Annotated in this window: 20 protein-coding genes; 9 read left to right on the top strand and 11 right to left on the bottom strand. The window is 62.1% G+C overall.

What is annotated here, in order from left to right:
* Window positions 1-31 precede the first annotated feature (31 nt).
* Both alaS and THALAR_RS04425 read left to right on the top strand, forming a co-directional pair.
* Entirely contained in the window at window positions 32-2,680 is a 2,649-nt protein-coding gene (alaS, locus tag THALAR_RS04430; RefSeq protein WP_021100292.1) for an alanine--tRNA ligase, read from the top strand.
* A gap of 1 nt (window position 2,681) precedes the next feature.
* Window positions 2,682-2,972: a DUF1330 domain-containing protein gene (locus tag THALAR_RS04425; RefSeq protein ID WP_021100291.1), complete on the top strand. Its 291-nt coding sequence runs from the start codon at window positions 2,682-2,684 to the stop codon at window positions 2,970-2,972.
* 72 nt (window positions 2,973-3,044) lie between these two features.
* Here THALAR_RS04425 and THALAR_RS04420 read toward each other — a convergent pair whose 3' ends face one another.
* Window positions 3,045-5,453 (bottom strand): GcvT family protein, encoded by a 2,409-nt coding sequence (locus THALAR_RS04420; protein ID WP_021100290.1) that lies wholly within the window; start codon window positions 5,451-5,453, stop codon window positions 3,045-3,047.
* Between the two features lie 100 nt (window positions 5,454-5,553).
* On the opposite strand from THALAR_RS04420, the gene THALAR_RS04415 reads away from it, so the two are divergent.
* Window positions 5,554-6,888, top strand: a complete 1,335-nt coding sequence (locus tag THALAR_RS04415; protein ID WP_021100288.1) for a DUF2254 domain-containing protein — start codon at window positions 5,554-5,556, stop codon at window positions 6,886-6,888.
* A gap of 95 nt (window positions 6,889-6,983) precedes the next feature.
* Window positions 6,984-9,395, top strand: a complete 2,412-nt coding sequence (locus THALAR_RS04410; RefSeq protein WP_040817200.1) for a GcvT family protein — start codon at window positions 6,984-6,986, stop codon at window positions 9,393-9,395.
* 104 nt (window positions 9,396-9,499) lie between these two features.
* Here the strand turns inward: THALAR_RS04410 and THALAR_RS04405 are convergent, their stop codons facing one another.
* The 6 genes from THALAR_RS04405 to THALAR_RS04380 form a co-directional block, all read right to left on the bottom strand.
* Entirely contained in the window at window positions 9,500-10,804 is a 1,305-nt protein-coding gene (locus THALAR_RS04405; RefSeq protein ID WP_021100286.1) for a branched-chain amino acid ABC transporter permease, read from the bottom strand.
* On the bottom strand, window positions 10,801-11,811 hold the full coding sequence (locus THALAR_RS04400; RefSeq protein WP_021100285.1) for a branched-chain amino acid ABC transporter permease: 1,011 nt from the start codon (window positions 11,809-11,811) through the stop codon (window positions 10,801-10,803). The genes THALAR_RS04405 and THALAR_RS04400 overlap by 4 nt, the downstream gene beginning before the upstream one ends.
* A complete protein-coding gene (locus tag THALAR_RS04395; RefSeq protein ID WP_021100284.1) occupies window positions 11,811-12,155 on the bottom strand; it encodes a hypothetical protein in 345 nt (114 codons plus the stop codon). The genes THALAR_RS04400 and THALAR_RS04395 overlap by 1 nt, the downstream gene beginning before the upstream one ends.
* A gap of 2 nt (window positions 12,156-12,157) precedes the next feature.
* Window positions 12,158-12,994, bottom strand: a complete 837-nt coding sequence (locus THALAR_RS04390) for an ABC transporter ATP-binding protein (RefSeq protein WP_021100283.1) — start codon at window positions 12,992-12,994, stop codon at window positions 12,158-12,160.
* On the bottom strand, window positions 12,991-13,770 hold the full coding sequence (locus THALAR_RS04385; RefSeq protein WP_021100282.1) for an ABC transporter ATP-binding protein: 780 nt from the start codon (window positions 13,768-13,770) through the stop codon (window positions 12,991-12,993). Before THALAR_RS04385 ends, THALAR_RS04390 begins: the two co-directional genes overlap by 4 nt.
* A 70-nt stretch (window positions 13,771-13,840) precedes the next feature.
* Complete coding sequence (locus THALAR_RS04380; protein WP_021100281.1) at window positions 13,841-15,022, bottom strand: ABC transporter substrate-binding protein; 1,182 nt, start codon at window positions 15,020-15,022, stop codon at window positions 13,841-13,843.
* 197 nt (window positions 15,023-15,219) lie between these two features.
* Between THALAR_RS04380 and THALAR_RS04375 the strand changes: the two genes are divergently transcribed.
* Window positions 15,220-16,308 (top strand): PQQ-dependent sugar dehydrogenase, encoded by a 1,089-nt coding sequence (locus THALAR_RS04375; protein ID WP_021100280.1) that lies wholly within the window; start codon window positions 15,220-15,222, stop codon window positions 16,306-16,308.
* An 87-nt stretch (window positions 16,309-16,395) separates the two neighbouring features.
* Here THALAR_RS04375 and THALAR_RS04370 read toward each other — a convergent pair whose 3' ends face one another.
* Genes THALAR_RS04370 through THALAR_RS04360 form a run of 3 tightly spaced genes read right to left on the bottom strand, consistent with a single transcriptional unit; the run spans window position 16,396 to window position 19,496 of the window.
* Window positions 16,396-17,796 (bottom strand): TRAP transporter large permease, encoded by a 1,401-nt coding sequence (locus THALAR_RS04370; RefSeq protein WP_021100279.1) that lies wholly within the window; start codon window positions 17,794-17,796, stop codon window positions 16,396-16,398.
* Complete coding sequence (locus THALAR_RS04365; RefSeq protein ID WP_021100278.1) at window positions 17,797-18,426, bottom strand: TRAP transporter small permease subunit; 630 nt, start codon at window positions 18,424-18,426, stop codon at window positions 17,797-17,799.
* Window positions 18,427-18,482: 56 nt separating this feature from the next.
* A complete protein-coding gene (locus THALAR_RS04360) occupies window positions 18,483-19,496 on the bottom strand; it encodes a C4-dicarboxylate TRAP transporter substrate-binding protein (RefSeq protein ID WP_021100277.1) in 1,014 nt (337 codons plus the stop codon).
* A 101-nt stretch (window positions 19,497-19,597) separates the two neighbouring features.
* Here THALAR_RS04360 and THALAR_RS04355 point away from each other — a divergent pair, with 101 nt between their 5' ends.
* The 4 genes from THALAR_RS04355 to THALAR_RS04340 are packed head-to-tail and all read left to right on the top strand — an operon-like array spanning window position 19,598 to window position 23,877.
* A complete protein-coding gene (locus THALAR_RS04355) occupies window positions 19,598-20,362 on the top strand; it encodes an HpcH/HpaI aldolase family protein (protein WP_021100276.1) in 765 nt (254 codons plus the stop codon).
* Between the two features lie 24 nt (window positions 20,363-20,386).
* On the top strand, window positions 20,387-21,142 hold the full coding sequence (gene gloB / locus THALAR_RS04350; protein WP_021100275.1) for a hydroxyacylglutathione hydrolase: 756 nt from the start codon (window positions 20,387-20,389) through the stop codon (window positions 21,140-21,142).
* A gap of 60 nt (window positions 21,143-21,202) precedes the next feature.
* Window positions 21,203-22,438, top strand: coding sequence for a putative DNA modification/repair radical SAM protein (locus THALAR_RS04345; RefSeq protein ID WP_021100274.1), 1,236 nt, complete (start codon window positions 21,203-21,205; stop codon window positions 22,436-22,438).
* Window positions 22,435-23,877, top strand: a complete 1,443-nt coding sequence (locus THALAR_RS04340) for a UdgX family uracil-DNA binding protein (protein ID WP_021100273.1) — start codon at window positions 22,435-22,437, stop codon at window positions 23,875-23,877. Before THALAR_RS04345 ends, THALAR_RS04340 begins: the two co-directional genes overlap by 4 nt.
* Here the strand turns inward: THALAR_RS04340 and THALAR_RS04335 are convergent.
* Entirely contained in the window at window positions 23,867-26,317 is a 2,451-nt protein-coding gene (locus tag THALAR_RS04335; protein ID WP_021100272.1) for a GcvT family protein, read from the bottom strand. The genes THALAR_RS04340 and THALAR_RS04335 overlap by 11 nt on opposite strands.
* Window positions 26,318-26,332 lie beyond the last annotated feature (15 nt).

Raw genomic sequence — 26,332 nt, 5'->3', positions numbered from 1 at the left:
TTGCTGTTTCAAACAACGCAAAGTGAGCCTTATGCCCAGCCTGAACGACATCCGCTCGACCTTCCTGCGCTACTTCGAAAAGCAGGACCACAGGGTCGTGCCCTCCAGCCCGTTGGTGCCGCGCAACGATCCTACGCTGATGTTTGCCAACTCGGGCATGGTGCAGTTCAAGAACCTGTTCACCGGCGTTGAGACCCGTGACTACACCCGCGCGACGACGGCGCAAAAATGCGTGCGCGCCGGCGGCAAGCATAACGATCTGGACAATGTCGGTTATACGGCACGGCACCATACCTTCTTTGAAATGCTGGGGAATTTCAGCTTCGGCGACTATTTCAAGGACGAGGCGATCGCCTTCGCGTGGGAACTGATCACCAAGGATTTCGGCATCGACAAGGACCGCCTGTCGGTCACCGTCTACCACACAGACGACGAGGCCTACGCCATCTGGAAGAAAATGGGCGTGCCGGAGGAACGGATTATCCGCATCGCGACCGCCGACAACTTTTGGCAGATGGGTCCGACAGGTCCCTGCGGTCCCTGCACCGAGATTTTCTATGACCATGGCGATCACATCTGGGGCGGCCCGCCCGGTAGCCCTGAGGAAGATGGCGACCGCTTCATCGAGATCTGGAACATCGTGTTCATGCAGAACGAGCAGTTCGAGGACGGCTCGATGCGCGCGCTGGACATGCAGAGCATCGACACCGGCATGGGGCTGGAGCGCATCGCGGCGTTGTTGCAAGGCAGCCATGACAACTATAACACGGACCTTTTCCGCGCGCTGATCGAGGCATCGGCCAATGCGACCTCCACCGATCCGTTCGGCGAACAGAACGTGCATCATCGGGTGATCGCGGACCATCTGCGCTCGACCTCGTTCCTGATTGCGGACGGGGTAATGCCGTCCAATGACGGGCGCGGTTATGTGCTGCGCCGGATCATGCGCCGCGCGATGCGGCACGCGCACCTGCTGGGGGCGAAAGACCCTGTGATGTATCAATTGGTGCCCGCGCTGGTGGGCCAGATGGGGGCTGCCTATCCGGAACTTGGCCAAGCTCAGGCGTTGATCGAAGAGACCCTGCGGGCCGAGGAAACGCGGTTCAAGCAAACACTGGAGCGCGGATTGCGGCTGCTTGATGACGAAGTGGGCAGCTTGCCGGACGGCACCGATTTGCCGGGGCAGGCGGCGTTCAAGCTCTATGACACCTACGGCTTCCCGCTTGATCTGACACAGGACGCGATGCGCGAGAAGGGCCGAGGTGTTGACACCGAAGGCTTCGACGCCGCGATGGCGGAGCAAAAGGCCAAGGCGCGTGCGTCCTGGGCGGGCACCGGAGAGGCCGCCGACAGCACCGTTTGGTTCGACATTGCCGATAAGCATGGCACGACGGATTTTCTGGGCTACGACACGGAGCAGGCCGAAGGGCAGCTACTAACTATCCTCAAAGACGGCAAACAGGTGGATGTCGCCAAGGCGGGCGATACCGTGCAGTTGGTGTTCAACCAGACGCCGTTCTACGCTGAAAGCGGTGGTCAGGTCGGCGACAGCGGCACTGTGAAAACCGACGCTGGCGCTGGTGTTATCACCGATACCCGCAAGGCGGCTGGGGTGTTCATCCACTTCGCCGAGGTGACCGAGGGCGAGTTACGCGTGGGCGCGGGTGCGGAACTGGTCGTGGATCATGCGCGGCGCAGCGCGATCCGGGCGAACCACTCCGCCACGCACCTGTTGCATGAGGCGCTGCGTGAGGCATTGGGCGATCATGTCGCGCAACGCGGCTCGCTGAATGCCGATGACCGGTTGCGGTTCGATTTCAGCCACAATGCTGCGCTGTCGCTGGAGCAGTTGCGACAAATAGAGGCGGATGTGAACCGCTTCATCCGGCAAAACAGCCCGGTCGAGACGCGGATCATGACGCCGGATGATGCACGCGAATTGGGCGCTCAGGCGCTGTTTGGCGAAAAATATGGTGACGAGGTGCGTGTCGTGTCGATGGGCCGTGATGCGACGGGTAAGGGCTCTGACGGGCAGACTTATTCGATTGAATTGTGCGGCGGCACCCATGTGAAACAGACAGGCGACATCGGGATGTTCGTGACACTGGGCGACAGCGCATCAAGCGCGGGGGTGCGCCGGATCGAGGCACTGACGGGGCAGGCGGCGTTTGACTACCTCAGTGCGCAGGATGCACGATTGGCCGAGACGGCGCTGATGCTGAAAGCCTCCGCCGAGGACGTACCGACACGGGTCAAAGCCTTGCTGGATGAGCGAAAGGCGCTGTCGAATGAGATCGCAACGCTACGCCGCGAACTGGCGATGAGCGGAGGTGCTGCTCAGGTCGCTGATGAAGATGTGGGTGGCACGGCGTTCTTTGCGCAAGTGCTGTCGGGCGTGTCGGGCAAGGACCTGCCCGCGCTGATTGACGAGCACAAGGCGCGGATGGGGTCAGGTGCGGTTTTGCTGATAGCCGACGCTGATGGCAAGGCGGCGGTAGCGGCCGGTGTGACGGATGATCTGACGGGAGCGTTGTCCGCAGTCGATCTGGTCCGCGCCGCAGTGGCCGAGCTTGGCGGCAAGGGCGGCGGAGGCCGCCCAGCAATGGCGCAAGGCGGCGGTGCCAGCGCCGAGAATTCAGACGCAGCAATCAACGCGGCCAAGGCCGTGATCGGAGGATAGAATGCCCGCAGCTTTGTGGATCGCCCATGTGAAAGTCACCGACGCGGAGGCTTATGCCAAATATGCCGCCGGTGCGACCAAGGCCATCGCCGACCATGAGGGCGTGTTCATCGCCCGTAACGGGTCCTATGAGCAGTTGGAGGGCAATGACCGCGCCCGCAATGTGGTGGCACGGTTTCCGTCCCTTCAGAAGGCGCATGAGTGTTATTATTCAGACGCTTATCAGGCGGCATTGAAGTTTGCCGAAGGCGCGGCGGAGCGTGATTTGGTGATTGTGGAAGAGATCGAGTAGCACGCGCCAGCGGTGTGATGAGTTGCCCGCCGGGGATGCCTCCGGCGGGAATATTTTGCCAAGATGAAACCCTTAGCCGCGCATTCTGGACCCGTCCGCGTCAAACGGTGGCGTGGTCAGGAGCGTTGCGGGGCGCATTTGGCCCAGGATTTCGATCTCTACGCGAAGACCCTCTGCCGCGTGTTCGCGCGGGATCAGGCCGAGCGCGATGGACTTGCCGGAGTGGTGCGCATAGCCGCCTGAGGTGCAGAACCCCTGTACGTTGCCGTCGATGAAGATCGGCTCGTAAGCCACGACATCGGCGTCGTCCGCATCGACCTCGAAGGCGCAAAGCTGGCGGGCGGGAGGCGCTTGACGCTCTGCCTCTGCGGCGGCGCGACCGATGAAACCGGCGTCTTTCCTGAAGCTGATGAAGCGGTCCATGCCGGTCTCGGCAGCGGTGTAGTCGGGGGAAAATTCCGACAGCCACGAGCCGAAGAACTTGTCGAGCCTGAGCGACATCATCGCCCGCATCCCGAACGGGGTCAGGCCCTTGGGCTGACCTTCCGCCCAGAGCGTATGCCACAACTGACGTTGGTCCATCGGATCGCAGTAAATCTCGTAGCCCAGATCGCCGGTATAGCTGACGCGCTGCACGCGGCAGGCAACCTGGCCTATGGTCATCGGACGCACGTCAAGGAAGCGCATGGAGGCCACGTCGTCGCGGGTGCAGGCTTGCAGGATCTCGCGCGACAGGGGGCCTGCGATCTGGAAACCGGTGAGCTTGTCGGAGATGTTTTCGACACGCACGCCGTCGGCTGCGTTCTGCTCGAACCAGCGGAGGTGGTAGGCTTGTGAGCCGTAGGAGGCGGTCAGGTAGAACTCGGTCTCGGAGGCGCAGGAGACGGTGAAATCGCCAATCAAGCGGCCCTTGCGCGACAACATCGGGGTTAGAGACAAGCGGCCTGCGTCAGGAATGCGGCCCGCCATGATCCGGTCGAGCCATGCGCGTGCGCCGTCTCCTGTGACGCGGAATTTGCCGAAATTCTGCACCTCGTTGATGCCCGCCTTTGTGCGCACAGCCTTGACCTCGCGGGCGGTGGCGGCGAACGCGTCGGAGCGGCGGAAACTGGGTGTCTCATGTGTCGGCTCGTCGCCTTGGGCGAAGTAGTTGGCGACCTCCAGCCCGAATTGCTGCCCCCAGACGGCGCCCATTTCGGTGAAGATGTCATACATCGGCGTCGTGCGGTGGGGGCGTGCGGCGGGCAGTTCCTCGTTCGGGTAGCTGACCGAAAAGCGACGCTGGTAGTTCTCGACCACCTTTGGCCGCGTGTAACCCGGCGTGATCCAGTTGCCGAAGCGGGAAACATCCATGGCGAAGGTGTCGCGCTCGCATTCCCCCTCGATCATCCATTGCGCAAGCATCAGACCGACACCGCCGCCTTGGGAAAACCCCGCCATGATGCCGCAGGCCGACCAGTAGTTGCGCAAGCCCGGCACAGGGCCGACCAGCGGATTGCCGTCAGGGGCGAAGGTGAACGGGCCGTGGATCACCGATTTGACGCCCGCGCGTTCCAGCACGGGGAAGCGTTTGAACGCGAAGGTGACGCTGTCCTCGATCTTGTCGAAATCGTCAGGCAACAGCTCGTGGCCGAAATCCCATGGCGTGCCATCGACGGCCCATGGGCGGCAGGGTTGTTCATAGAAGCCGATGCACAAGCCGCGGCCTTCCTGCCGCAAGTAGCTTTCGCCTGCCGGGTCCATCACATGCGGGTGCTCGGTGTCGCGCTCGTAGATCTCGGGGGTCTCTTCGGTCACCAGATACTGATGCTCCATCGGATGCAGCGGCAGGTAGATGCCCGCCATAGCGCCCACTTCCCGCGCCCAAAGACCGGCGGCGTTGACCACATGCTCCGCGTGAATGTTGCCCTTGTTGGTCACCACATCCCAAGTGCCGTCGGGGCGCTGCATAGTGGCCTCAACCTTGACATGGGTTTCAATCGTGGCCCCGCCCATGCGGGCGGCCTTGGCGTAGGCGTGGGTCGTGCCGGAGGGGTCAAGGTGGCCGTCCAGAGGGTCGTAGAGCCCGCCGACGACCCCGTCCAGATTGGTGATCGGCGCGATCTTGGCGATCTCCTCTGGCGACACGATCTCGGTCTCCAGCCCCATGTAGCGGTGCTTGGCGCGCTCCGCGACCAGCATGTCGAAACGGTCCTTGTTATCCGCCAGCGTCACGCCGCCCACGTGATGCAACCCGCAAGACATGCCGGTGATTTCCTCCAACTCGCGGTAGAGTTTGATCGTATAACCCTGCAGCGCCGCCATGTTGGTATCGCCGTTCAGCGTATGAAACCCGCCCGCCGCGTGCCATGTGGAACCGGAGGTCAACTCCGAGCGTTCGACCAGCATGACATCGCTCCAGCCCAGCTTGGTCAGGTGATACAGCACCGAGGCCCCGACGACGCCGCCGCCGATGACACAAACGCGGGTGGAAGTTTGCATGGAAGTTCCTCACAGTTGGTTTTAGCCTACCTTATGAGAAACGACGCCCCCCAATTGCATGAAAGCGACGCCCGATGTCGATTAAGACCAAGGCCCCGACATGGATAGACTGAAGTCGATCCTCAATCATTTCACCGCTTGGCCAAACACATTGTTGCGCTTTGCCAAGGAGTTGTGGCGCGAACTATGGGTGCGCGTCGTTGTCATGGGATTGGTCGCGATCGTGGCCTTGCTTCTGGCGCAGGCCATCGGGCATTTCCTGCCGGAGAAGATGAACGGCTATATTTCCGGCAAGGCGGCGGACCGTTTGCTGAGCATCATCGCCAACGCCATGCTGGCGGTCACCACGTTCTCGCTGACGGTGATGGTGACGGTCTATCGCAGCTCCTCGTCGCAATTCACCCCGCGGCTACACCGTCTGATTATTCAGGACCCGACGACCCAGAACACGCTTGCCGCGTTTATCGGGGCGTATGTCTATGCACTGGTCGCGATCATCCTGCGCGAGCTTGGCGTTTTTGCGGATGAGCGCGCGGCGGTGCTGTTCATCACCACGGTGTTGGTGCTGGCCTATGTGGTTGTGTCCATGATCCGTTGGGTGCTGCATTTGCAGACCTTCGGCAGCCTGATGGACACGACGCGGCAGATTGAAGGGATCACGCTGAAGCAGTTCGAGGCGCGGCTGGCCAAGCCCTGTCTGGGCGCTAATCCGTGGACGGATGATGTAAGCCTGCCTGACGGCGCCGAGGCCGTTCGCGCGTCGGAGACCGGCTATATCCAGCAGTATTACGAGGAGTCCCTGAACGAGGCCGCACATGAGAATAACGCCGACGTCTATTTAAGCGCGGCGGTAGGCAAGTTCGTGATGAAGGGCGAGAAGATCGCCTATTGGGTCGGTCGTGACGGCGGGCCTGATGATGAAAAGGACATGGGTGAGATCGTGCATTCTCACATCCAGATCGGTGACATGCGGACCTATGACCAAGACCCGCGTTTCGGATTGATGGTGCTGGGCGAGATCGCGTCCAAGGCGCTGTCGCCCGGGATCAACGATCCGGGGACGGCCATCGACGTCATCACCCGAGTGGCGCGTATCCTGTACGGGTACAAGGATGAAACGGAGGTCACCGACGAGCCCGAACACCCCCATCTCTGGGTGCGCCCGCTCGACCCGAAGGACTTGATCGAGGACGGCTATGGCGCTTTGGCAAGGGACGGCGCGGCGTTGATCGAGGTCCAGCAACGCCTGCAATCGGCCCTGTCCCGTCTGATGCAACATGACAGCGCTGAAATGGCAGAAGCTGCACATATCGCAGCGGTTCTGGAGTTCCGGCGCGCAAAGGCAGCCTTGCTGTTCGAGCCTGACATTGACAGATTGCGCAGCTCCACCGCGCGAACTGTGTTGAAAGAGGTGGACGGCGAAACAGCGCAGTAGATTTGTCGCGGTGAGAAAAGTTTTGTCGCCTTGGGGGGATGAATGACGCCGCCCGACAGGTCAGTTTGGTGAAAACCAAACGAGGAAGCCCCGCCATGAAGACCCACGCACAGGCCGTTGTTATCGGGGGCGGCGTGATCGGCTGCTCGATCCTGTACCACCTGACCAAGCTGGGTTGGAGCGATGTGGTGCTGCTGGAGCGTGACGAGCTGACCTCCGGCTCCACATGGCACGCGGCGGCGAACATTCACGGGCTGCATGACAACAACAACATCACCCGCATCCAGAATTACACGATGGATCTGTATAACGCGCTGGAGGCCGAGACCGGGCAGTCTTGCGGGGTGTTCCAGCCGGGATCGCTCTATCTGGCGCAGACCGAGGCGCGGGAACATCAGCTGCGTCTGCAAGCGGCGAAGGCCAAGTATTACGGGCTAAACTTCTACGAGGTGGACCGCGCCGGGGCAGAGCGCCTGCATCCGTTGGTAAACTACGATGGCATCCGCTGCATCATGTACGAGCCGTCCGGCGGCAATGTGGACCCGTCCGGCGTGACCAATGCCTACGCCACCGGCGCACGGCAGAACGGGGCGGAGATCTACCGCTTCACCCCTGTGACCGCGACAGACCAGCAATCGGACGGGACATGGGTGGTAAAGACGCCCAAGGGCGATATCGTGACGCCCGTGGTGGTAAACGCCGCCGGATTGTGGGGCCGCGAAGTGGCGGCGCTGGCGGGGATCGCGTTGCCCTTGCAACCGACGGAACACCAGTATTTCGTCACGGAGACAATTCCCGAGATTGCCGCGATGGACCGGCGGCTGCCTTCGGTCGCGGACCGCGATGGGGAGTATTACCTGCGGCAAGAGGGTCAGGGCCTGTTGGTTGGCGCCTATGAAAAGGACGTGCGTTTCTGGGCGGAGGACGGCACCCCGCAAGGCTTCGGGCATGAGCTGTTCGCTGACGATCTGGAGCGGATCGAGGACAACATGATGCGCGCCATCGACCGCGTGCCGGTCGTCGGCACTGCAGGGATCAAGCGGGTCATCAACGGCCCGATGATCTGGTCACCCGACGCCAACGCGCTGTTCGGTCCGGTGCCGGAACTGAAAGGGTATTTCTGCTGCAACGGCATCATTCCGGGGTTCTCGCAATCCGGCGGGCTTGGCTCGCTCACGGCGGAATGGATTGTCACGGGCGAGCCGCATCTGGATATGTTCCCGTGGGATATGGCGCGGTTTGGCGCGTGGGCGGACAAGAAATTCACCAAGGCAAAGGTTGGCGACCAATATGCCAACCGCTTTTCGATCCACTTCCCCAATGAGGAACGCTCCGCCGGACGTCCCGCCCGCGTGCGGCCGATTTACGAGGCGCAAAAAGCCATGGGCGCGGTGTTCGGGCTGAACTACGGGTGGGAGCATCCATTATGGTTCGCAGATGAGGTCGGTGTTCAGGACACCAACGGTTTCACCCGCCAAAACTGGTTCGAGCCGGTCGGCGATGAGTGCCGTATGCTCCGCGAGCGGGCGGGGATCATCGACATCTCCAACTTCGCGAAATACTCGGTGCGCGGGCAGGGGGCGTCGGATTGGTTGAACGCAGTGTTCGCCAATAACATGCCGAAGGCCGTGGGGCGGTCCTGCCTGACACCGCTGATCGGCGTGCGCGGCGGGATCGCGGGCGATTTTACCGTGACCAAGCTGGGGGACGAGGAGTTCCTGATCGTCGGCTCCGGTATGGCGGAGCGGTATCATCTGCGCTTCTTCAACATGGTGGAGCGCCCCGACAGCGTCGTGTTTGAAAGCAAGACCGAAGCCATCTGCGGCTTCAACGTCGCAGGGCCCGACAGCCGCGCGTTGCTGGAGCGGTTGACCAACGCGTCGCTGGCGACCCGGGATTTCCCGTTCATGCGATCGCAGCGGATCACGCTAGCAGGGGTGGACCTCATCGCGCTGCGAGTCTCTTTCACCGGCGATCTGGGCTGGGAGCTGCATTGCAAGACCCAGGACCAGCAGCGCCTTTACGCGGCGTTAATCGAGACGGGACGGGCATTCGGTGCAGGGCCCGTCGGCTCCCGCGCGCTGATGTCGCTGCGGATCGAGAAAGGGTACGGGTCGTGGTCGCGCGAATACAGCCCGGAATACTGGCCGCAGGAGGTGGGGCTGGCGGATCTGATCAAGATGGACAAGGCGTTTTTGAACAAGGACGCCTATGCGGTGCTGCAAGAGAACGCACCGCGCGAGCGGTTGAGCATTATCGAGGTGCTCGACGTGGATCAGGCGGATGCAACGGGCGGCGAGCCGGTATTTTTGCCAGACGGAACGCCTGTTGGCCGGGTCAGTTCGGGGGCCTATGGGTATAGCGTCGGCAAGTCTCTGGCGCTCGGGTTTTTGCAAGGCGTCGAGGCGGGCGCTGAGGTCGACGTGATGATCCTCGGGCGGCCGCATCGCGGGGTGGTATTGGCAGAGCCGCCGTTTGATCCCGAGGGGCGTAAGCTGCGGGCATAGTGTGAGCTGAAGCCCAGGCTCTTTGAGTATTTTTAACCAAATGGAAACGAGGTCCGCGCGCCCCTGATCAGACCGGGGCGCGTTAACCTTAATGAGCGGTTACTTTAGCGTTCGGGGATCAGGCCGCGCGGGCTGAACCGGAGCACCAGAAGCAGGACCAGACCCATGGTCAGCAAACGCATATGCGCGGCGCTGTCGATGAGGTGGTCCTTCAGCCAGAACCCGTCCGACATGCCCGCGGTGATAAGCTGCATCAGAGCAAGGCCCATTGGCTCGACCTGAACCCAGAGGAACCAGATCAGGAAGCCGCCGAGGACCGAGCCGAAATTGTTGCCGGAGCCGCCGACGATCACCATCACCCAGATCAGGAATGTGTAGCGCAGGGGCTGGTAGCTGGTGGGGGTCAGCTGGCCGTCGAGTGTCGTCATCATCGCGCCTGCGATGCCGCAAATGGCGGAGCCGAGGATGAACACCTGCAGGTGCCGCGCGGTCACGTCCTTGCCCATGGCCTCGGCCGCGACCTCGTTGTCGCGGATCGCCCGCATCATCCGGCCCCAAGGCGAGTTCAGGGCCTTTTGCGCCAGCCAGAGCAGAAGTACCAACACCACGGTGAACAGAACCGAATAGCCAATTTTTACGTAGAGCGTGGACGCGGTCGCAGGGTCCAGACCGAGGCCCGCCGCGCGTTCCACGAAGCCTGCGTTGTTCTGCAAGTCGATCTCGTAAGGCACACCCGTTGGGCGCGGCAGACCCACGACGTTTTTCACGCCGCGCGACAGCCAGTCCTCGTTTTTGAGGATGTAGATGATGATCTCGGCGATGCCCAGTGTCGCGATGGCCAGATAGTCGGAGCGTAAGCCAAGCGCCGTCTTGCCGATGATCCACGCGGCCCCGGCTGCCAGCAGACCGCCCATGGGCCATGCCAGCAAGACAGGCAGGCCCAGCCCGCCAAGGTAGCCGGTGGAGGCCGGATTGACTGCCTCGATCGCCTCGACCCCGCCGTCGAAGACGTAGCGGAACAGGAAGAAGCCGCCGATGAGGATCGCCAGTGTCGCGAAGGTTCGGGCGCGGCCCTTGGACATGCGTCGCCGCGCAATGATGGTTGCGATGATCGTGCCGGCACCCAGAAGCAGGCCGAAGATGACGCGCAGGCCGCCGACGCTCCATTCCTCGGCATTGGGGGGCATGGAGGTGATGACAGTCGCCAACCCGCCAAGTGCTACGAACCCCATGACGCCCACGTTGAACAGGCCCGCGAGGCCCCATTGCAGGTTGACGCCCAAAGCCATGATGGCCGAGATCAGTCCCATGTTCAGGATCAGCAGCGCCGAGTTCCACGACTGGGTGAAGCCGGTGCCGAGGATCAGGAAACCGACGAATACGAAGAGAAGTGCGTCGCGGCGGGTCATACGGATTGTCCTTTGAACAGGCCGGTCGGTTTGAACAGCAGCACGATGATCAGGATCGAGAAAGACACGGCGAACTTGTAATCCGTGCTCATTAACTGGAGCAGCCCGTCGGGTGCCAGCGCATCCGGCAGGATGTAGGTCGCGACCTTCTTGAAGGCGTAGGTCACCGTCACCTCGGAGAACGCGATCACGAAACCGCCGGCGATGGCACCGACCGGGTTGCCCAGGCCGCCGACGATTGCGGCGGCGAAGATCGGCAGCAGCAACTGGAAGTAGGTGAACGGCTTGAACGACTTATCAAGCCCGTAAAGCGTGCCTGCAACGGTCGCCAGAGCCGCCACAATTAACCATGTGTAAAGCACCACACGTTCCGGGTTGATGCCGGAGAGCAGCGCCAGATCTTCGTTGTCGGAATAGGCACGCATGGATTTTCCGGTGCGGGTCTTGTTGAGGAACCAGAACAGGATCGCCACCACGATCACGGCGGTGATGACGGTGATGCCTTGGGTCGTCTTGATCGCCAAACCTTCCTCCAGACCGGTCATTTCTTTGAAAGTGCGGGCGGAGATGATGAACCGCTCCCCATCGGCGAAACGTTGGTCGTCGGGGCCGATGATGAAGCGCGTCAGCCCGTTCATGATGAACATCACCCCGAGGCTGACCATGACCAGCACCACGGGCTTCACCTTCCGCTGCCGGTAGAAGCTGTAGACCATCTTGTCGGTGCCGATCAGCACGAAGCCCGTCAGCACGATCCCGAGGGGCAGGGCCAGCAGGGCAGTGGGCAAGGGGCCGAAGCTGATGCCGAGACCTTGGAAGCCCCAAGTGATCAGGATCACGAACATGGTGCCGAAGGCCATGGTATCGCCATGGGCGAAGTTGGAGAACCGCAGGATGCCATAAATCAGTGTCACCCCGAGCGCACCAAGCGCAAGCTGTGCGCCGTAGGCGGTGCCGGGGACCAGAACGAAGTTGGCGAAGGCGACGATTGCGTTCAAGAAATCCATTATTCTGCTCCCTCGCAGCTTCCGAGGTAATTCACCATTATCGGCCCGTCATAGAGATGTGTCGAATAGCGGGCCACGCCCGATGCGCTGCTGCTCATCAGGTGGAAGGCGCTGTCTGTCACGCCTACGTAGACGCGGGCGGCGTCGCTGCCGCCGACGCTGACGGGGATAGTTTCGGCGTCGCTGACCAGACGGGTCGCACCGTCTTTTTCCTCAATGGCGACCGTAAAGGCGCTGTCTGCGCAGGCTTCCGCCTCGAAACACTCTGTGGTGAACGTGCATGTCGTGGCGAGCGCGGGTGCGCTCACGAGAGCGGCGGCGATAGCGATATACAGGTGCTTCATCCTCAGCCCCCCAGAAAACTTTTGCGGACTTCGGGGTCGTTCAGCAAAGCCTGCCCCGTATCGGTGAAGCGGTTGCGGCCCTGCACCAGAACATAGCCTTTATCCGCAATTTCAAGCGCTTGTCGGGCGTTCTGCTCCACCATCAGGATGGAAATACCGGTGCGGGCAACCTCGATGATCCGGTCGAACAGCTCGTCCATCACGATGGGCGAGACCCCTGCGGTCGGCTCGTCAAGCATCAGCACTTTCGGCTGGGTCATCAACGCGCGGCCCACAGCGACCTGCTGGCGTTGACCGCCGGACAACTCACCCGCCGCCTGATTGCGTTTCTCGCGCAGGATCGGGAACAGCTCATAGACCTGCTCAATGGTTTTCTGGATGTCGTCGCGGCGCAGGAAGGCACCCATTTCCAGATTTTCCTCGACCGTCATGGAGGTGAAGATGTTGGAGGTTTGCGGCACGAAGGCCATCCCCTTCGCCACGCGCGCCTGCGGGGTCAGGGCGGTGATATCCTCGCCCCCCAAGCGCACTGCTCCACGGCGCACGTCGAGCATCCCGAAGACCGCCTTCATCGCCGTGGACTTGCCTGCGCCATTGGGGCCGACGATCACGGCAATCTCGCCTTCGTTCACGGCGATGGTGCAGTCGTGCAGAATGTCAGGGCCTTGGCCGTAGCCGCCGGACATCGCATCGCCGATCAGATAGGGCTCGTCAGGTGTACCCTTGGTGGGCGCGTGCTTGGTGCGCTGCGTCTCGATGGTGCCGCCGACCGCTTGCGTCGGGTTCTTGCCCAGCGACGCATCCTTGTTACCGCGGGCGCTATACTTGTCGTCGCTCATGCGTGGGCCACCTTGTTCTTCAGACCAGTGCCCAGATAGGCCTCGATCACATGCTCGTTGGCTTTGATCTCGTCCAGCGTGCCTTCCGCCAGCACGCGGCCCTCTGCCATGCAGATGACGGGGTCGCAGAGGCGGTCAATGAAATCCATGTCATGCTCGATCACCACGAAGGTGTAGCCGCGTTCCTTGTTGAGCCGGATGATCGCGTCGCCGATGGTGTTGAGCAGGGTGCGGTTCACGCCTGCGCCGACCTCGTCCAAGAACACGATCTTGGCGTCGACCATCATGGTGCGGCCCAACTCCAGCAGCTTCTTTTGCCCGCCCGAGATATTGCCCGCCCGCTCGTCACTGATATGGTCGATGGTCAGGAACTCCAGCACCTCGTCGGCCTTGGCCGCCAGCGCGCGTTCCTCGTCGGCGATGCGTTTGCGGCCGAACCATGTGTTCCACAGCGTCTCGCCGGACTGGTTGCCCGGCACCATCATCAGGTTTTCGCGCAACGTCATGGAGGAGAACTCATGCGCGATCTGGAACGTGCGCAGCAAGCCTTTGGAAAACAGCGTGTGCGGCGGCAGGCCGGTGATATCCTCGCCCGCCATGGTCACCCTGCCGGACGTTGGTTGAAGAACGCCCGCTATCACGTTGAAAAGAGTGGTTTTGCCAGCGCCGTTCGGTCCGATCAATCCGGTGATTGATCCTTCCTGAATGGTCAGGCTGGCGCCGTCTACGGCATGGAATCCGCCGAAATGTTTATGCAAGTCGTCTACGACGATCATTATTTTTGTCTCCCCTAGCAAAACAGCCCGGAATTGCTCCGGGCTGTTTTCAGATCTTCGTCGCTACAACCTAGCGGTACTTGACCACTTCCAACTGGCCGTCGGTGAAGGTCACCTGACGGTAGTTGCCAGCAGACTCGCCGCCACCGATCAGCTCGACCGCCGACGCACCGACATAGTCGATATCTTCGCCCGCCTTGATCAGGTCCAGCGCCTTGCCCAACTCGCCGGGGTAGATTTTCTCGCCCGGTGCGTTGGCCACATCCATGACCTTGTCCTTGAACTCGGACGAGTCAGCGGAACCCGCAGCCTGCATCGCCAGCATGATCAGCGCGGCAGCGTCATAGCTTTCCGCAGAGAAAGGCGATGTCGCGTTGAACGCATCGCCGATGATCTCTTGATACTTCTGCGCGCCGGGGCTGTCGGTGCCGGGGTTCTGACCCGTGGAGCCGTCGATTTCCGAACCGAAATTCTCGACCAGCTTGTCGGAGATCATGCCATCGGGGAAGTGGAACGTGTCGAAGGCACCGGAATCCAGCGCAGCCCGCACGATGCCGGAGCCGCCCTGATCAACATAACCCGCAACGACCAGACGGTCACCACCGGCAGAGGCCAGTGCGCCAACTTCGGCGGAGTAGTCGGCCTTGCCATCTTCATGCGCCGCAGAGATGGTGACGGTGCCGCCAGCTGCCTCGTAGGCGGTCTGGAACGCGTCAGCCAGACCCTTGCCGTAGTCGTTGTTGGTGTAGGTCAGTGCGACCGACTCGATACCTTCTTCCAACAGCACTTCGGTCATCACGACACCTTGGCGGGCATCGGACGGGGCGGTGCGGAAGAACAACCCGTTATCCTCGGCATCGGACAGGCCGGGGGACGTCGCGGATGGCGAAATCATCACGGTGCCGTTTGCCAGCGCCACGTTGGACAGGATCGCGCCGGTCACGCCGGAACAGTCCGCGCCCATGATGGCGTTTACCTTGTCGGATGTGACCAGTCGTTCCGCAGCCGATGTCGCGGCGGCAGCGTCGACACAGGTGCTGTCCGCGCGGATGCCCTCGACAGTCGCGCCATCCAGCAGCTTGCCGGACTCGCTGACTTCCTTGATCGCCGCTTCAGCGCCGCCAGCCATCTGTTGGGCCAGCGATTCCAGCGGGCCGGTGAAGCCCAAAATGATGCCGATCTTGACGTCTTCAGCAAATGCCGCGCCGGACAAAAGGGCCGTGGCGGTAGTTGCAAGCAACAGTTTTTTCATGAGTGATCTCCCTGATCGTAACTTGTACTGCCTGACACTACGCACCGATTCCCTAAAAGAAAAGGGGCCTTGCGCGGCTTGCCTTTACGGCAATTTGCCGGTTAATCCCGTCGGATTCCATCATCACAATAGGGCGAACCCTATAGAACGGCGGCGCTGATGTGTTATCTTTCCGCCAACGCCTTCCGGAGAGATCAATGACCCCGAAAATCGCCCTGTTTTCCATAGTACTGGCTGTCGCAGCCCCCGCCTGCGCGCTCGAGTCCAGCGTCGGGACGCTTAAAATCACCAAGATTGCCGACGGGTTCGACGAGCCTTGGGCGGTCGCGCCACTGCCCGACGGCGGAATACTGGTCAGCGAACGCGGCGGCACCCTCATTCATCTGCTTTCTGATGGCACCCGCGTGAACGTGGCTGGCGTGCCGGAGGTGGTGGATCGCGGGCAGGGCGGCTTGCTCGACATCATGATCCCGCGCGATTTCGAGGAAAGCCGGGAGGTCTATCTCAGCTACGCCAACCGTGACGGTGACAGCTACGGCACCGCGTTGGGCCTCGGCAAACTCAACACCATCGGCACCGAGCTGGTCGGGTTCAAACGTATCTTCCAGCAGGCGGCCGGCAGCACGCAGGCCAAACATTTCGGCTCTCGCATCGTCGAGGCGCATGACGGCACGATCTTCATGACCATAGGCGAGCGGGGCGAGCGGCCGGAGGCTCAGAACCTGCAAAACCACAATGGCACGGTGGTGCGTCTGCGCCGCAGCGGCGTCGTGCCCCCGGACAATCCCTTCGTCGGCATGCCCGGCGCGGAGCCAGAAATCTACTCCTACGGCCACCGCAACCCGCAAGGCGCGGCGCTGGACCTGAAGGGAAACCTCTACATCTCGGAACACGGCGCACAAGGTGGCGACGAGGTCAACGCGATCACCGCTGGCGCGAATTACGGCTGGCCGGTCATCAGCTACGGGCGCCATTACTCGGGTGCAAAAATCGGCGAAGGAACCGCCAAGGACGGCATGGAGCAACCGGTGCACTACTGGGACCCGTCCATCGCGCCCTCGGGGATGATGATCTATTCCGGCAAGCTCTGGCCCGAATGGACAGGCGACATCTTCGTGGGCTCCCTGAAATTCGACATGATCTCGCGGCTCGACGGTGAAACCATGGCCGAGGAACGCCTGAGCGCCCCCGAGACAGGCCGGGTGCGCGATGTCGTCGAAGGGCCCAATGGCGAAATCTGGTTCCTGTCGGTCTATGACGGCGCGCTCTACGAGATCACTCCGTAACAGTCCATTAAGGTTAACCGCCGCGCGCTCTGGTCAGGAAGCGCAACACCCTGTCTCCATTTGGTCCCAAATACTCAAAAACCACGGCTACCCCGCAAGCGACGGCAGCCAGAGCACGATGGACGGAAACGCCACCAGCATCGCAATAGTCAGCCCGTCCGCGATAAAAAACGGTGTCACGCCCTTGAACACATCCTGCACGGTCAGGTCGTCCCGCACGCCCGCGACGACAAAACAGTTCAACCCGATGGGCGGCGTGATCAGACAGAACTCCGCCATTTTGACCACCAATATCCCGAACCAGATCGCACACATCGTGCCCGACATGCCGAACGCGCTGTCGGCGGCTGCAACCGTCTCGCCGCCATTCAGCGCCATGACCGCCGGATAGACCACCGGCAGGGTCAGCAGCAGCATCCCGATCGCGTCCATGAACATGCCCAGCACCGCGTAAGCCAGCAGGATGCACACAAGGATCAGCATCGGTGACATCTCCAGCGAGGTGATCCAATCCGAAAACGCGCCGGGCAGGTCGGCGAAGCCAAGGAAGCGCACGTAGATCAGCACGCCCCAGATGATCGTGAAGATCATCACCGTCAGCTTGGCGGTCTCCAGCAGGGCCTCTTTCAACTGGCCCCACCGCATCCCGCGATAGAGCGCCATGAGAAATACGATAAACGCGCCCACGGCGCCGCCCTCGGTGGGCGTGCCCCACGCGTCGCCGAACGGGTTGTAGACGAAAAAGATAATGATCACGACCACCGCGACGATGGGCAGGGCAGGCGGCAGCGACACGAAACGCTCGCGCCATGTGAAGCCGGACACTGGCGGGCCTACGTTTTTGAACACCACGGCGATACCGATGATGAGCAACGCATAGACCACTGCCGAGAACGCACCGGGAATGAAGCCTGCCAGCAGCAGTTTGCCCACGTCCTGCTCCACAATGATCGCGTATATCACGAGGATGGCGGAGGGCGGGATGAGAGACGCCAAGGTGCCGCCCGCCGCGACCACGCCGGCTGCGAACTGCTTGTTGTAGCCGATCTTGAGCATCTCGGGGATGGCGATGCGGGCGAAGACTGCGGCTGTTGCCACGGACGCGCCGGACACCGCCGCGAACCCGGCAGTGGCGAAGATCGTCGACACGGCCAAACCGCCGGGCACCCACGCGATCCAACGTTTGGCCGCCTCGAACAGGGCGGTGGTCAGCTTGGCGTAATAGGCGAGATAGCCAATCAGGATGAAAGTCGGGATCAGGCTAAGCGCCTGAGAAGATACCTTGGAATGAGGCACTTGGCCCGCGATCTTCACGCTGATCTCGATGGATTTCCACAACCGGTCGGGGTCGTAGTCAAACCCGTTCCAGCGCAACCAGACCAGCCCGACCAATCCGGCCATAGCTGCCGCAAAAGCCACGCGCATGCCCAGAACGACCATGACGAGCATGCCGCCCGTGACCCACAGGCCAATGGTGATCTCATCCATCTAGTCGGCCCCTTCCAAGGCATCCGCCTCAAGGCGGGCCTGCTCGGCCACAGTCAGGATCAGCGGCACCGCGACTGGATTTTCCAGCCCCAGCACAAAGGCGCGGGCATAGCCCCAGGCTTGCAGGATCAGGCGCAATGCAAGGACCGAGAACGCGACGGGGACCAGCAGCTTCGACGGCCAGATCGGCAGCCCGATATCAATGGAGCTGTCCCGGCTCCACAATGGTTTGCTCATATCGAAGGAGCGGTCGAAATGCGCCCAGCTTCCCCAGATCAGCCCGACGATCAGCAGCAGGATCAGCAGAACGGACACCAATTCGAACAGCCACAACGCGCGGCCTTTCAGCGCCGCGATCAGGATGTCCATGCGGATATGCCCGCCGGAGCGCTGGACGTAAGAGACCCCCATGAAAGCGATCAGGGGCATGGCCGCCTCGATGTAGTCCACATAGCCCGACAGCGGCATGTTGAAGAATTTGCGCCCCGTCACGGAATAGGCGGCCAGAAACATCAGGGAAAACACCGCCAAGCCTGATTGCAACGCAAAGAAGCGCTCCAGCGGCAGCAATGCGCGGTCGAGCCTGCTGAGAAGACTGGAGTCTTCCAGCACGGCGGCTGATCCGGCCATAAGCGATGTCCCCCGATAAGGTTGCGGCGCCCGCTTGGGGCGCCGCGTTTTGGGCGTTAGCTGCCGCGCTTGTCGGCGAGCGTTTTCACCACGAGGTCATAAAGCTCCTGACCGGGAATACCTTGTGCCTCCATATCCGCGATCCATGCCTCGCGGGCAGGGTCGGCGGCCTTGGCGCGGAACTCGTCGATCACCGATTGGTCAATCTCGACCTTCTCCACGCCTTTTTCCTCAAGCACTTCGTCCCACCGCTTCAACAACTCGCCATAGTTGGCAAGGTAGTGGTCCAGCGCTTCGGGGACGGAGCTGTCGAGCGCGTCGCGCTCTTCGTCGGACAGCGCCTCATAGGCGTCGATGTTGACGACCACCGGGCAGTTGACCGTGCCGGGGTTCAGGTTGGCAGTCCACCAGTCGGCCTGATTGATCGTGCCGAAAGACAGGTGGGCATGCTGGGCGAAGGCCACGGTGTCCACGACGCCCGATTCCATCGCCTGATAAGCCTCTGTCGCGGTCACCGATGTCGGCACCGCGCCTGCGGCCTCGAATGCGGCACCGAGCCCGCCGGTCGCCCGAACGCGCATGCCTTGCATCTTCTCAAGGGTGTCGCGCGGCTCGCCGGTGCCGACGATGTTGTATTGCGGCATGGGCGAGGTCATCAGAAGCTTTGCATTCCACTGCGCCATTTCCTCGGTGGCGGCAGGGTGGGCGTAGACCGCATTGGACACCGCGACCTCTTCCTCAAGGTTCGACACACCAAGGAAGGGCAGCTCCAGCACGGTCACAACGCGGTTCTTGTCGGGGTGATAGCCTGCGCAGAATTGCGCCATCTCAAACGCGCCGATGGAGATACCGTCGAGGTTCTCGCGGTTCTTCGACAAGCCGCCATAGCTGACATTCATGGTGAATTCGCCGCCGGTCTTCTCGGCGACCAGCTCGGCCAGCTTCTCAACATGTTCGGTAAACGCGCGGCGTTTGCCCCAGACAGAGACGTTCCATTCCGTCGCCGCAGCTTCGCCGACAAATGCAAAGGTCAGGGCCACCACCGAAGTGGTTTTCATAAGTTTTTTCATAGAGTCCTCCCAGACAGGATGTATTTCATCCAAATTTATGAGACAGAGCATGGGATTAATTCCGCACGGGTTCAACCCGTTTTGTTTCGAAAGGTAGTCATATGGGATCACTGAAAGCGAGGCTTCAGGCAGGACAGGTGCAACGCGGGCTCTGGCTGGGGCTGGGTTGCCCCGCCAGCACGGAAATCGCATCGACCGCCGGTTTCGACTGGTGCCTGATCGACGGGGAGCATGGGCCATACGACATCTCCGCCATCGCCGCGCAGGCGCGGGTGCTGGGGCCGGAGGCCTGCGTGCGTATCCCGCAGGCGGAGACGTGGATGATCAAGCAGGTGCTTGATCTGGGGCTGCATACGGTCGTGGTGCCGATGGTCGACACGGCCGAGCAGGCCCACGAAATGGCCTGCGCGATGCGCTACCCGTCAAAGGCGTTCCCGAACGGGACGCGCGGGATCGGGGCATCGCTGGTGCGGGCGTCGGGGTACAACCATGACAAGGACTACATGATGCAGGCCAATGACCGCGTGTGCCTGATGGTGCAGGCCGAAAGCGTCACCGCGCTGGAAAACCTCGACGCCATTTGCGCGGTGAACGGCGTCGACGGCGTATTCATCGGCCCCGCTGATCTTGCCGCCTCGATGGGGTATTTGCACGATCTGGACGCGCCGGAGGTGCAGGCGGCGATTGACGACGCGCTGCGCCGGATCGTGGCGTCCGGCAAGATCGCAGGCGCGTTGAGCTTCGACGCCGACCGCGCGGCGCATTACGTCGATTTGGGCGCGCGGATGGTGGCAGTGGCGTCGGACATTGCGCTGCTCAGCACCGCCTTGCGCGACTGCGCCAAGCGCTTTACGCCTGAGCCCTGAACCCGACCGCCGGAGGCCCGCACCATGTTAGAGATACATCAATTTCCCCACCCGCCACTCGATAACTACGGGGTGCTGATCCACGACACCGACACCGGCGAAACCGCCGCAGTCGACGCGGGGGACGGGACGTCCTATCTGGCCGCGCTGAAGGAGACGGGCTGGACGCTGACGCAGATATGGGTGACCCATCATCACCACGACCATGTGACCGGACTGGCTCAGGTGAAATCCGCGACAGGCGCAAAGGTTTACGGCCCTACGGGGATTGACGGCGTTGACCACGCCTTGTCGGGCGGCGACAGCTTCACATTCGCAGGGCGGCAGGTTGATGTGATCCACACGCCGGGGCATACCTCGGACATGTTGAACTTTCATATCGCCTCGGAACGCGTTGTTTTCACAGGAGATACCCTGTTCGTCATGGGCTGTGGCCGCTTGTTCGAGGAAAGCCCGGAGACGATGTGGGACAGCCTGCAAAAGCTGGCAGAGCTGCCGGAGGACACCAAGGTCTATTGCTCGCACGAATACACGCTGGCCAATGCCAAATTCGCGCTGTCGGTGGACCCCGACAACATCGCGCTGCGCAACCGCGCCATCGAGGTGGAGCAATTGCGCGACCAAGGCGACCCGACGGTGCCAAGCACAATCGGCGCGGAACTGGAGACCAACCCGTTCCTGCGCTGCGCCGACCCGTTGATCCGCAAGGCACTGGTGCTGGAACATGCCAGCGATGCGGAGGTTTTCGCAGAGCTTCGCAAGCGCAAGGACAACTTCTAGGGCAGGGCTGCCCGCAACAGGGCTATTGCGTCAGGCGGCGTGAGAACATATGTAGAACATATGACCAAACTCACCCTTGAACGCAAACTTGCAATCCTCAGCGAAGCGGCGAAATACGACGCCTCCTGCGCCTCTTCGGGGTCGACCAAACGCGACTCGCGGGGCGGCAAAAGCATCGGCTCGAACGAGGGGAGCGGCATCTGCCACGCCTACGCCCCCGATGGCAGGTGCATCAGTTTGCTGAAAATCCTGATGACCAATTTTTGCATCTATGATTGCAGCTATTGCGTCAATCGGGTGTCGTCGAACGTGCCACGCGCGCGGTTTTCGGTGGATGAAGTGGTGCAGCTGACCATCGACTTCTACCGCCGCAACTATATCGAAGGGCTGTTTTTGTCGTCCGGCATCATCCGCTCGCCCGATGCGACGATGCAGGACATGGTGCAGATCGCCCGCAAGCTGCGCGAGGAGGAGAACTTTCGCGGCTATATCCACCTCAAGACGATCCCCGACGCCGCCCCCGAACTGATCGCGGAGGCGGGCCGTCTGGCGGACCGGCTCTCGATCAATGTGGAACTGCCCACTGACGCCTCGGTGGAGCGCTTTGCGCCGGAAAAGCGCCCCGCCCAAATCCGCGAGGCGATGGCGAATGTGAGGGTACAAAAGGAGGTCGCCAAGGACCGGAGCCATACAGGCAAACGCCCCCCGAAATTCGCGCCAGCCGGACAATCCACCCAGATGATTATCGGCGCGGACGGCTCGAACGATGCGACCGTTCTGGGCCAGTCGACGCGGCTTTATTCCAGCTACAAGCTCAAGCGGGTCTACTATTCCGCGTTCTCGCCCATTCCCGACAGCACCGACAAGCTGCCGCTCATCAGCCCGCCCTTGCAGCGTGAACACCGGCTCTATCAGGCGGACTGGCTGCTGCGCTTCTACGGTTTTGGTCTGGAGGAAATCACCTCCGTGACGCCGGACGGCAACCTCGATTTGCAAATCGACCCCAAGCTCGCATGGGCGCTGGCGCATCGCGGTCTGTTCCCGCTGGACGTGAACCGCGCCAGCAAGGAGTTGCTGCTGCGTGTGCCGGGGTTCGGGGTCAAGACCGTGTCGCGGATACTTACGACCCGCCGTCACCGGCATTTGCGCTACGAGGATCTGGTGCGGATCGGGGCCTCCATGAAAAAGGCGCGGGCTTTCATCACTGCGGGTGGTTGGTCACCCGCAGGGCTAACGGATAGCGCAGATTTGCGAGCGCGGTTCGCGCCCCCGCCGCAGCAGTTGAGCCTGCTATGACGCGGGCAATCGTCTTGCCCAGGATCGGCACGGCAACCGCGTGGCGGGACGCCGCCCGCGGACTTCTGGCTGAAGGCGTGCCGCCGGAGGAAGTGTGTTGGGGCGACGACACCGCAACAGCGGGGCTGTTCGACACCCACACCGCCCCATCGTCAAAGAGGCAGGTCAGCGTGCCGCGCAGCTTCATCTCCATGGCAGAAACCGTGGTCTGGCACAGCGACCCGCAGCGCTTCGCGCGGCTATACGAATTCCTGTGGCGGCTGCAATCCGCGCCATGGTTGATGACTGATCGTGGTGACGCGGGGCTGGCGAAACTGCGCGCGCTGGAGAAGAACGTGCGCCGCTGCCAGCACAAGATGAAAGCGTTCGTCCGCTTCCGCGAAATCGGCGACCCGAAGGCGCCGCGCCGTTCCTTCGCCGCGTGGTTCGAGCCGACGCATCACACGGTGGAACCCACGGCGCAGTTCTTCCGGCGGCGTTTCGGGGATATGGACTGGCGTATCCTGACACCGGACGTCTCCGCCTATTGCACCGACGGGGTGCTGAGTTTCGATCTGGACCAGCCGAAGCCGGACTTGCCCAGTGACGCGCATGAGGATTTGTGGGTCACCTATTTCCGCAATATCTTTAATCCGGCGCGCCTCAAGGTTCAGGCGATGCAGTCCGAAATGCCGAAGAAATACTGGAAGAACATGCCCGAAGCGGCTGCTATCGCCGAGTTGATCGCGACTGCACCGGCCCGCGCGCGGGCGATGGCGGAGGCCGCACCGACATTGCCACCCGCCCGCGCCGCACAAGCTCAGGCGATGCAAAGCCGCAACGTGTCGGCATGGGCGCATCCGGCAGAGGATTTGCCAGCCGCCATCCGCGCCTGCACACGCTGCCCGCTGCACGAATGCGCCACGCAAGCCGTACCGGGGGAGGGGCCGCCGGACGCTGACCTGATGATCGTGGGGGAGCAGCCGGGCGATCTGGAGGATTTGCAGGGCCGCCCCTTCGTGGGACCGGCGGGGCAGCTATTCGACGCCTCCGCGCAGGCGGTGGGTCTGGACAGGTCACAACTCTACCTGACCAACGCCGTCAAACACTTCAAATTCACGCCGCGTGGAAAGCGCCGGATACACCAGCGACCCAACACATCGGAGATCGATCATTGCAAGTGGTGGCTGCACGCGGAGCTTCGGGAAGTGTCCCCGAAACTGGTGGTGGCCATGGGCGCGACCGCCGCTCTGGCGCTGACGGGCGATGGCAAGGCACTGAGCACGCGGCGCGGAACGGTCGAGAATGGCTCGGACGGGGTGCCGGTCCTGATCACCTACCACCCGTCCTACATTCTGCGGCTGACGGACGCCGTCCGGCGCGAGCAGGTCTTGCAGCAATTCAGGGCAGATTTGTCGCTGGCAGCCGATATCGTCTCGATAGAAGCGACTACGCCCTGATCCGCTCATAGGCCGGATCATAAGGGCCACTCTCGATCACACGCGCCGCAACCGGATCGCCTATGACGTCGACCGTGAGGTCCGTGTCAACGGCGGCAAAAGAGGGCTCCACAAACGCATAGGCCAGATTGAGCCCTACACGATGCCCCCAATCCCCTGACGTCACCGTCCCGATGATGCGTCCGTCCGAACGCACGGACGCCCCGCCATGGGCCGGGGCTTCCTCGGTATCGACGACGATCGTCACCAGTTTGCGGTGCGGGCCACGGGCGACGCGCTCGCTCAATGCGGCTTTGCCAATAAAATCGCCTTTCTCCATCCTCACGAAGCGGTCGAGCCCTGTCTCGAACGGGTCGAACTCCGTCAGGATTTCGGCTTTCCAGTGCAGAAAACCCTTCTCAAGGCGCATCGACTCAACGGCTCGCGACCCGAACAGACGCAGGCCGAACGGCTCGCCGGCCTTGCGCAGGGCTGCATATGCCGCGCTCAAGCTCTCGTTGGGGACGTGAATCTCGTATGCCAACTCGCCCGAAAAGCTGATGCCCAGAACCGTCGCGGGGGCGATGCCGATATGGGCCTCGCGCACCGACAGCCACGGGAAGGCGTCCCGCGACCAGTCACCGCGGGCGGCGGCGGACAGGACGTCGCGGGATTTGGGGCCTGCCAAGACAAGGATCGTTTGCGCGTTGGTCAGCGACCGGATCGCCACGTCCTCATCCTCGCGCAGATGGGTTTTCAGCCAATCCATGTCGTGGAATTCAGAAGCCGCAGCCGAGCCGTACCAGACGCGATTGCCGCCGCGATCCGACGCGGGGATGTTGGCGATGGTCGCCTCTCCCTTCAACATTCCGTGCGCGTTGAGCAGATAGCCCAGCCCGACGCGGCCCCAACGTTTGGTGACAGTCCCGCACATCATCCGGTCAAGGAAACTGTGGACGTCCTTGCCGGTCAACTCGAACCGGTTGAACCCCGACACCTCCGTCATGCCGACACCGTTGGCAATCGCCTTCACCTCGTCCGCGACCACGTCCTTCAACTCATTGAAGCGGAAGCCCAGCGTCTCTTCGAAATCGGGCGAGGGCTTGATGTAGTCGATCCGTTCCCAACCGTTCACGATGTCCATTTCCGCACCCTCCGCCACAAAGGTCGAGGTTAGCGGTGTCGTCTTCATTGGCCGCCCCGCGGTGCGGTGCTCGTGCGGGAAGTGGAAACGGAATTCGTTCTGGTAGTCCTCGATCGCCTTCAGCGCCGTCAATTCGACGGTGGCATGTCCGGTGAAGCGGCGCGGGTCGATGACCCAGGTGTCATACTGCGCCTCGCCATGCACGATCTGTTGCGCCAGAAGCCAGCCATGTCCGCCGCCTTCGCCCAGACCGGCGCGCAACCCTATGATACAAAACGCATTACGCTTGCCGGGGATGGGGCCGACCAGCGGTGCGCCGTCGATGGTGTAGGTGATCGGGCCGTTGACGACCTCGCGGATGCCGGTTTCCATCAAAACAGGCATCCGCTCGAACGCCCCCTCCAGCACATCTGTCACCCGGTCCAGATCGTCGGGGCAAAGCGCATTGGTGAATTTCGGGTCGATCCCGTCCATCCCCCAGGTGCGGCAGTCCTGCTCGTAGAAGCCCAGCAGCAGGCCGCCTTTCTCCTGACGGGAGTAGTAGCCGCTGATCGGGCAGCGCAACAGCGGGATGCGATGGCCCGCCTCGGCAATGGCGGGAATGTCCTCGGTCAGGAAATACTGGTGCTCCATCGACGCGACGGGGTGTTGAACCCCCATCATCGCCCCGATTTCGTTGCAGCGGTAGCCACCCGCGTTCACCACGATCTCGCATGTCACATCGCCCTTTTCGGTGTGGACCGTCCAGGTGCTGTCGGGATGCTGCGTCAGCCCCGTGACGGGCGTGTGGCGGTTGACCTCTGCGCCAGCCAGACGGGCGCGGCGGGCCAGCGCCTGACACAGCTGCGCGGGATCAATATGGCCGTCGCTCGGGTCCCACAGCGCGCCGAGCAGGTTGTCGGTGGAAATCAGCGGGTGGCGGCGGCCGCATTCAGCGGCGTCGATAACCTCGAACTCAACCCCCATGCCGGCGGCCATGGAGGCAAATTGCCGGTAGCCGTCCATCTGCGCCTGCGTGTTGGCCAGACGGATGCCACCATCGCCGTGATTGTAGCCGACAGGATATTCAGGATCGTCGCGCAACTCTTTGTAAAGATTTATGGAATGGGTCTTCAGCCCGACCATGGTCTGCGTCATGCCGAAGTTGGTGACCTGCGCCGCCGAGTGCCATGTCGTGCCGGATGTCAGCTCGTCCCGCTCGATCAGCATGACATCGGTCCAGCCTTCCTGCGTCAGATGATACAGCGCGGAGCAGCCAGCGATCCCGCCCCCGATAACGACTACTCTTGCCTGATCTCTCATATCGTCCGTGTCCATGCTGCGGTTCCCAGT

This window comes from Litoreibacter arenae DSM 19593 (genome assembly GCF_000442275.2).
GTDB classification, from domain to species: Bacteria; Pseudomonadota; Alphaproteobacteria; order Rhodobacterales; family Rhodobacteraceae; genus Litoreibacter; species Litoreibacter arenae.
The sequence above is the reverse complement of the archived record's forward strand: the minus strand, read 5'-3'. Positions and strand labels throughout refer to the sequence as shown.

What these genes read in the sequence shown, in the direction of transcription:
- alaS (WP_021100292.1), top strand. Translation starts at nt 32, where the DNA reads ATGCCCAGCCTGAACGACATCCGCTCGACCTTCCTGCGCTACTTCGAA.
- THALAR_RS04425 (WP_021100291.1), top strand. Translation starts at nt 2,682, where the DNA reads ATGCCCGCAGCTTTGTGGATCGCCCATGTGAAAGTCACCGACGCGGAG.
- THALAR_RS04420 (WP_021100290.1), bottom strand. Translation starts at nt 5,453, where the DNA reads ATGCAAACTTCCACCCGCGTTTGTGTCATCGGCGGCGGCGTCGTCGGG.
- THALAR_RS04415 (WP_021100288.1), top strand. Translation starts at nt 5,554, where the DNA reads ATGGATAGACTGAAGTCGATCCTCAATCATTTCACCGCTTGGCCAAAC.
- THALAR_RS04410 (WP_040817200.1), top strand. Translation starts at nt 6,984, where the DNA reads ATGAAGACCCACGCACAGGCCGTTGTTATCGGGGGCGGCGTGATCGGC.
- THALAR_RS04405 (WP_021100286.1), bottom strand. Translation starts at nt 10,804, where the DNA reads ATGACCCGCCGCGACGCACTTCTCTTCGTATTCGTCGGTTTCCTGATC.
- THALAR_RS04400 (WP_021100285.1), bottom strand. Translation starts at nt 11,811, where the DNA reads ATGGATTTCTTGAACGCAATCGTCGCCTTCGCCAACTTCGTTCTGGTC.
- THALAR_RS04395 (WP_021100284.1), bottom strand. Translation starts at nt 12,155, where the DNA reads ATGAAGCACCTGTATATCGCTATCGCCGCCGCTCTCGTGAGCGCACCC.
- THALAR_RS04390 (WP_021100283.1), bottom strand. Translation starts at nt 12,994, where the DNA reads ATGAGCGACGACAAGTATAGCGCCCGCGGTAACAAGGATGCGTCGCTG.
- THALAR_RS04385 (WP_021100282.1), bottom strand. Translation starts at nt 13,770, where the DNA reads ATGATCGTCGTAGACGACTTGCATAAACATTTCGGCGGATTCCATGCC.
- THALAR_RS04380 (WP_021100281.1), bottom strand. Translation starts at nt 15,022, where the DNA reads ATGAAAAAACTGTTGCTTGCAACTACCGCCACGGCCCTTTTGTCCGGC.
- THALAR_RS04375 (WP_021100280.1), top strand. Translation starts at nt 15,220, where the DNA reads ATGACCCCGAAAATCGCCCTGTTTTCCATAGTACTGGCTGTCGCAGCC.
- THALAR_RS04370 (WP_021100279.1), bottom strand. Translation starts at nt 17,796, where the DNA reads ATGGATGAGATCACCATTGGCCTGTGGGTCACGGGCGGCATGCTCGTC.
- THALAR_RS04365 (WP_021100278.1), bottom strand. Translation starts at nt 18,426, where the DNA reads ATGGCCGGATCAGCCGCCGTGCTGGAAGACTCCAGTCTTCTCAGCAGG.
- THALAR_RS04360 (WP_021100277.1), bottom strand. Translation starts at nt 19,496, where the DNA reads ATGAAAAAACTTATGAAAACCACTTCGGTGGTGGCCCTGACCTTTGCA.
- THALAR_RS04355 (WP_021100276.1), top strand. Translation starts at nt 19,598, where the DNA reads ATGGGATCACTGAAAGCGAGGCTTCAGGCAGGACAGGTGCAACGCGGG.
- gloB (WP_021100275.1), top strand. Translation starts at nt 20,387, where the DNA reads ATGTTAGAGATACATCAATTTCCCCACCCGCCACTCGATAACTACGGG.
- THALAR_RS04345 (WP_021100274.1), top strand. Translation starts at nt 21,203, where the DNA reads ATGACCAAACTCACCCTTGAACGCAAACTTGCAATCCTCAGCGAAGCG.
- THALAR_RS04340 (WP_021100273.1), top strand. Translation starts at nt 22,435, where the DNA reads ATGACGCGGGCAATCGTCTTGCCCAGGATCGGCACGGCAACCGCGTGG.
- THALAR_RS04335 (WP_021100272.1), bottom strand. Translation starts at nt 26,317, where the DNA reads ATGGACACGGACGATATGAGAGATCAGGCAAGAGTAGTCGTTATCGGG.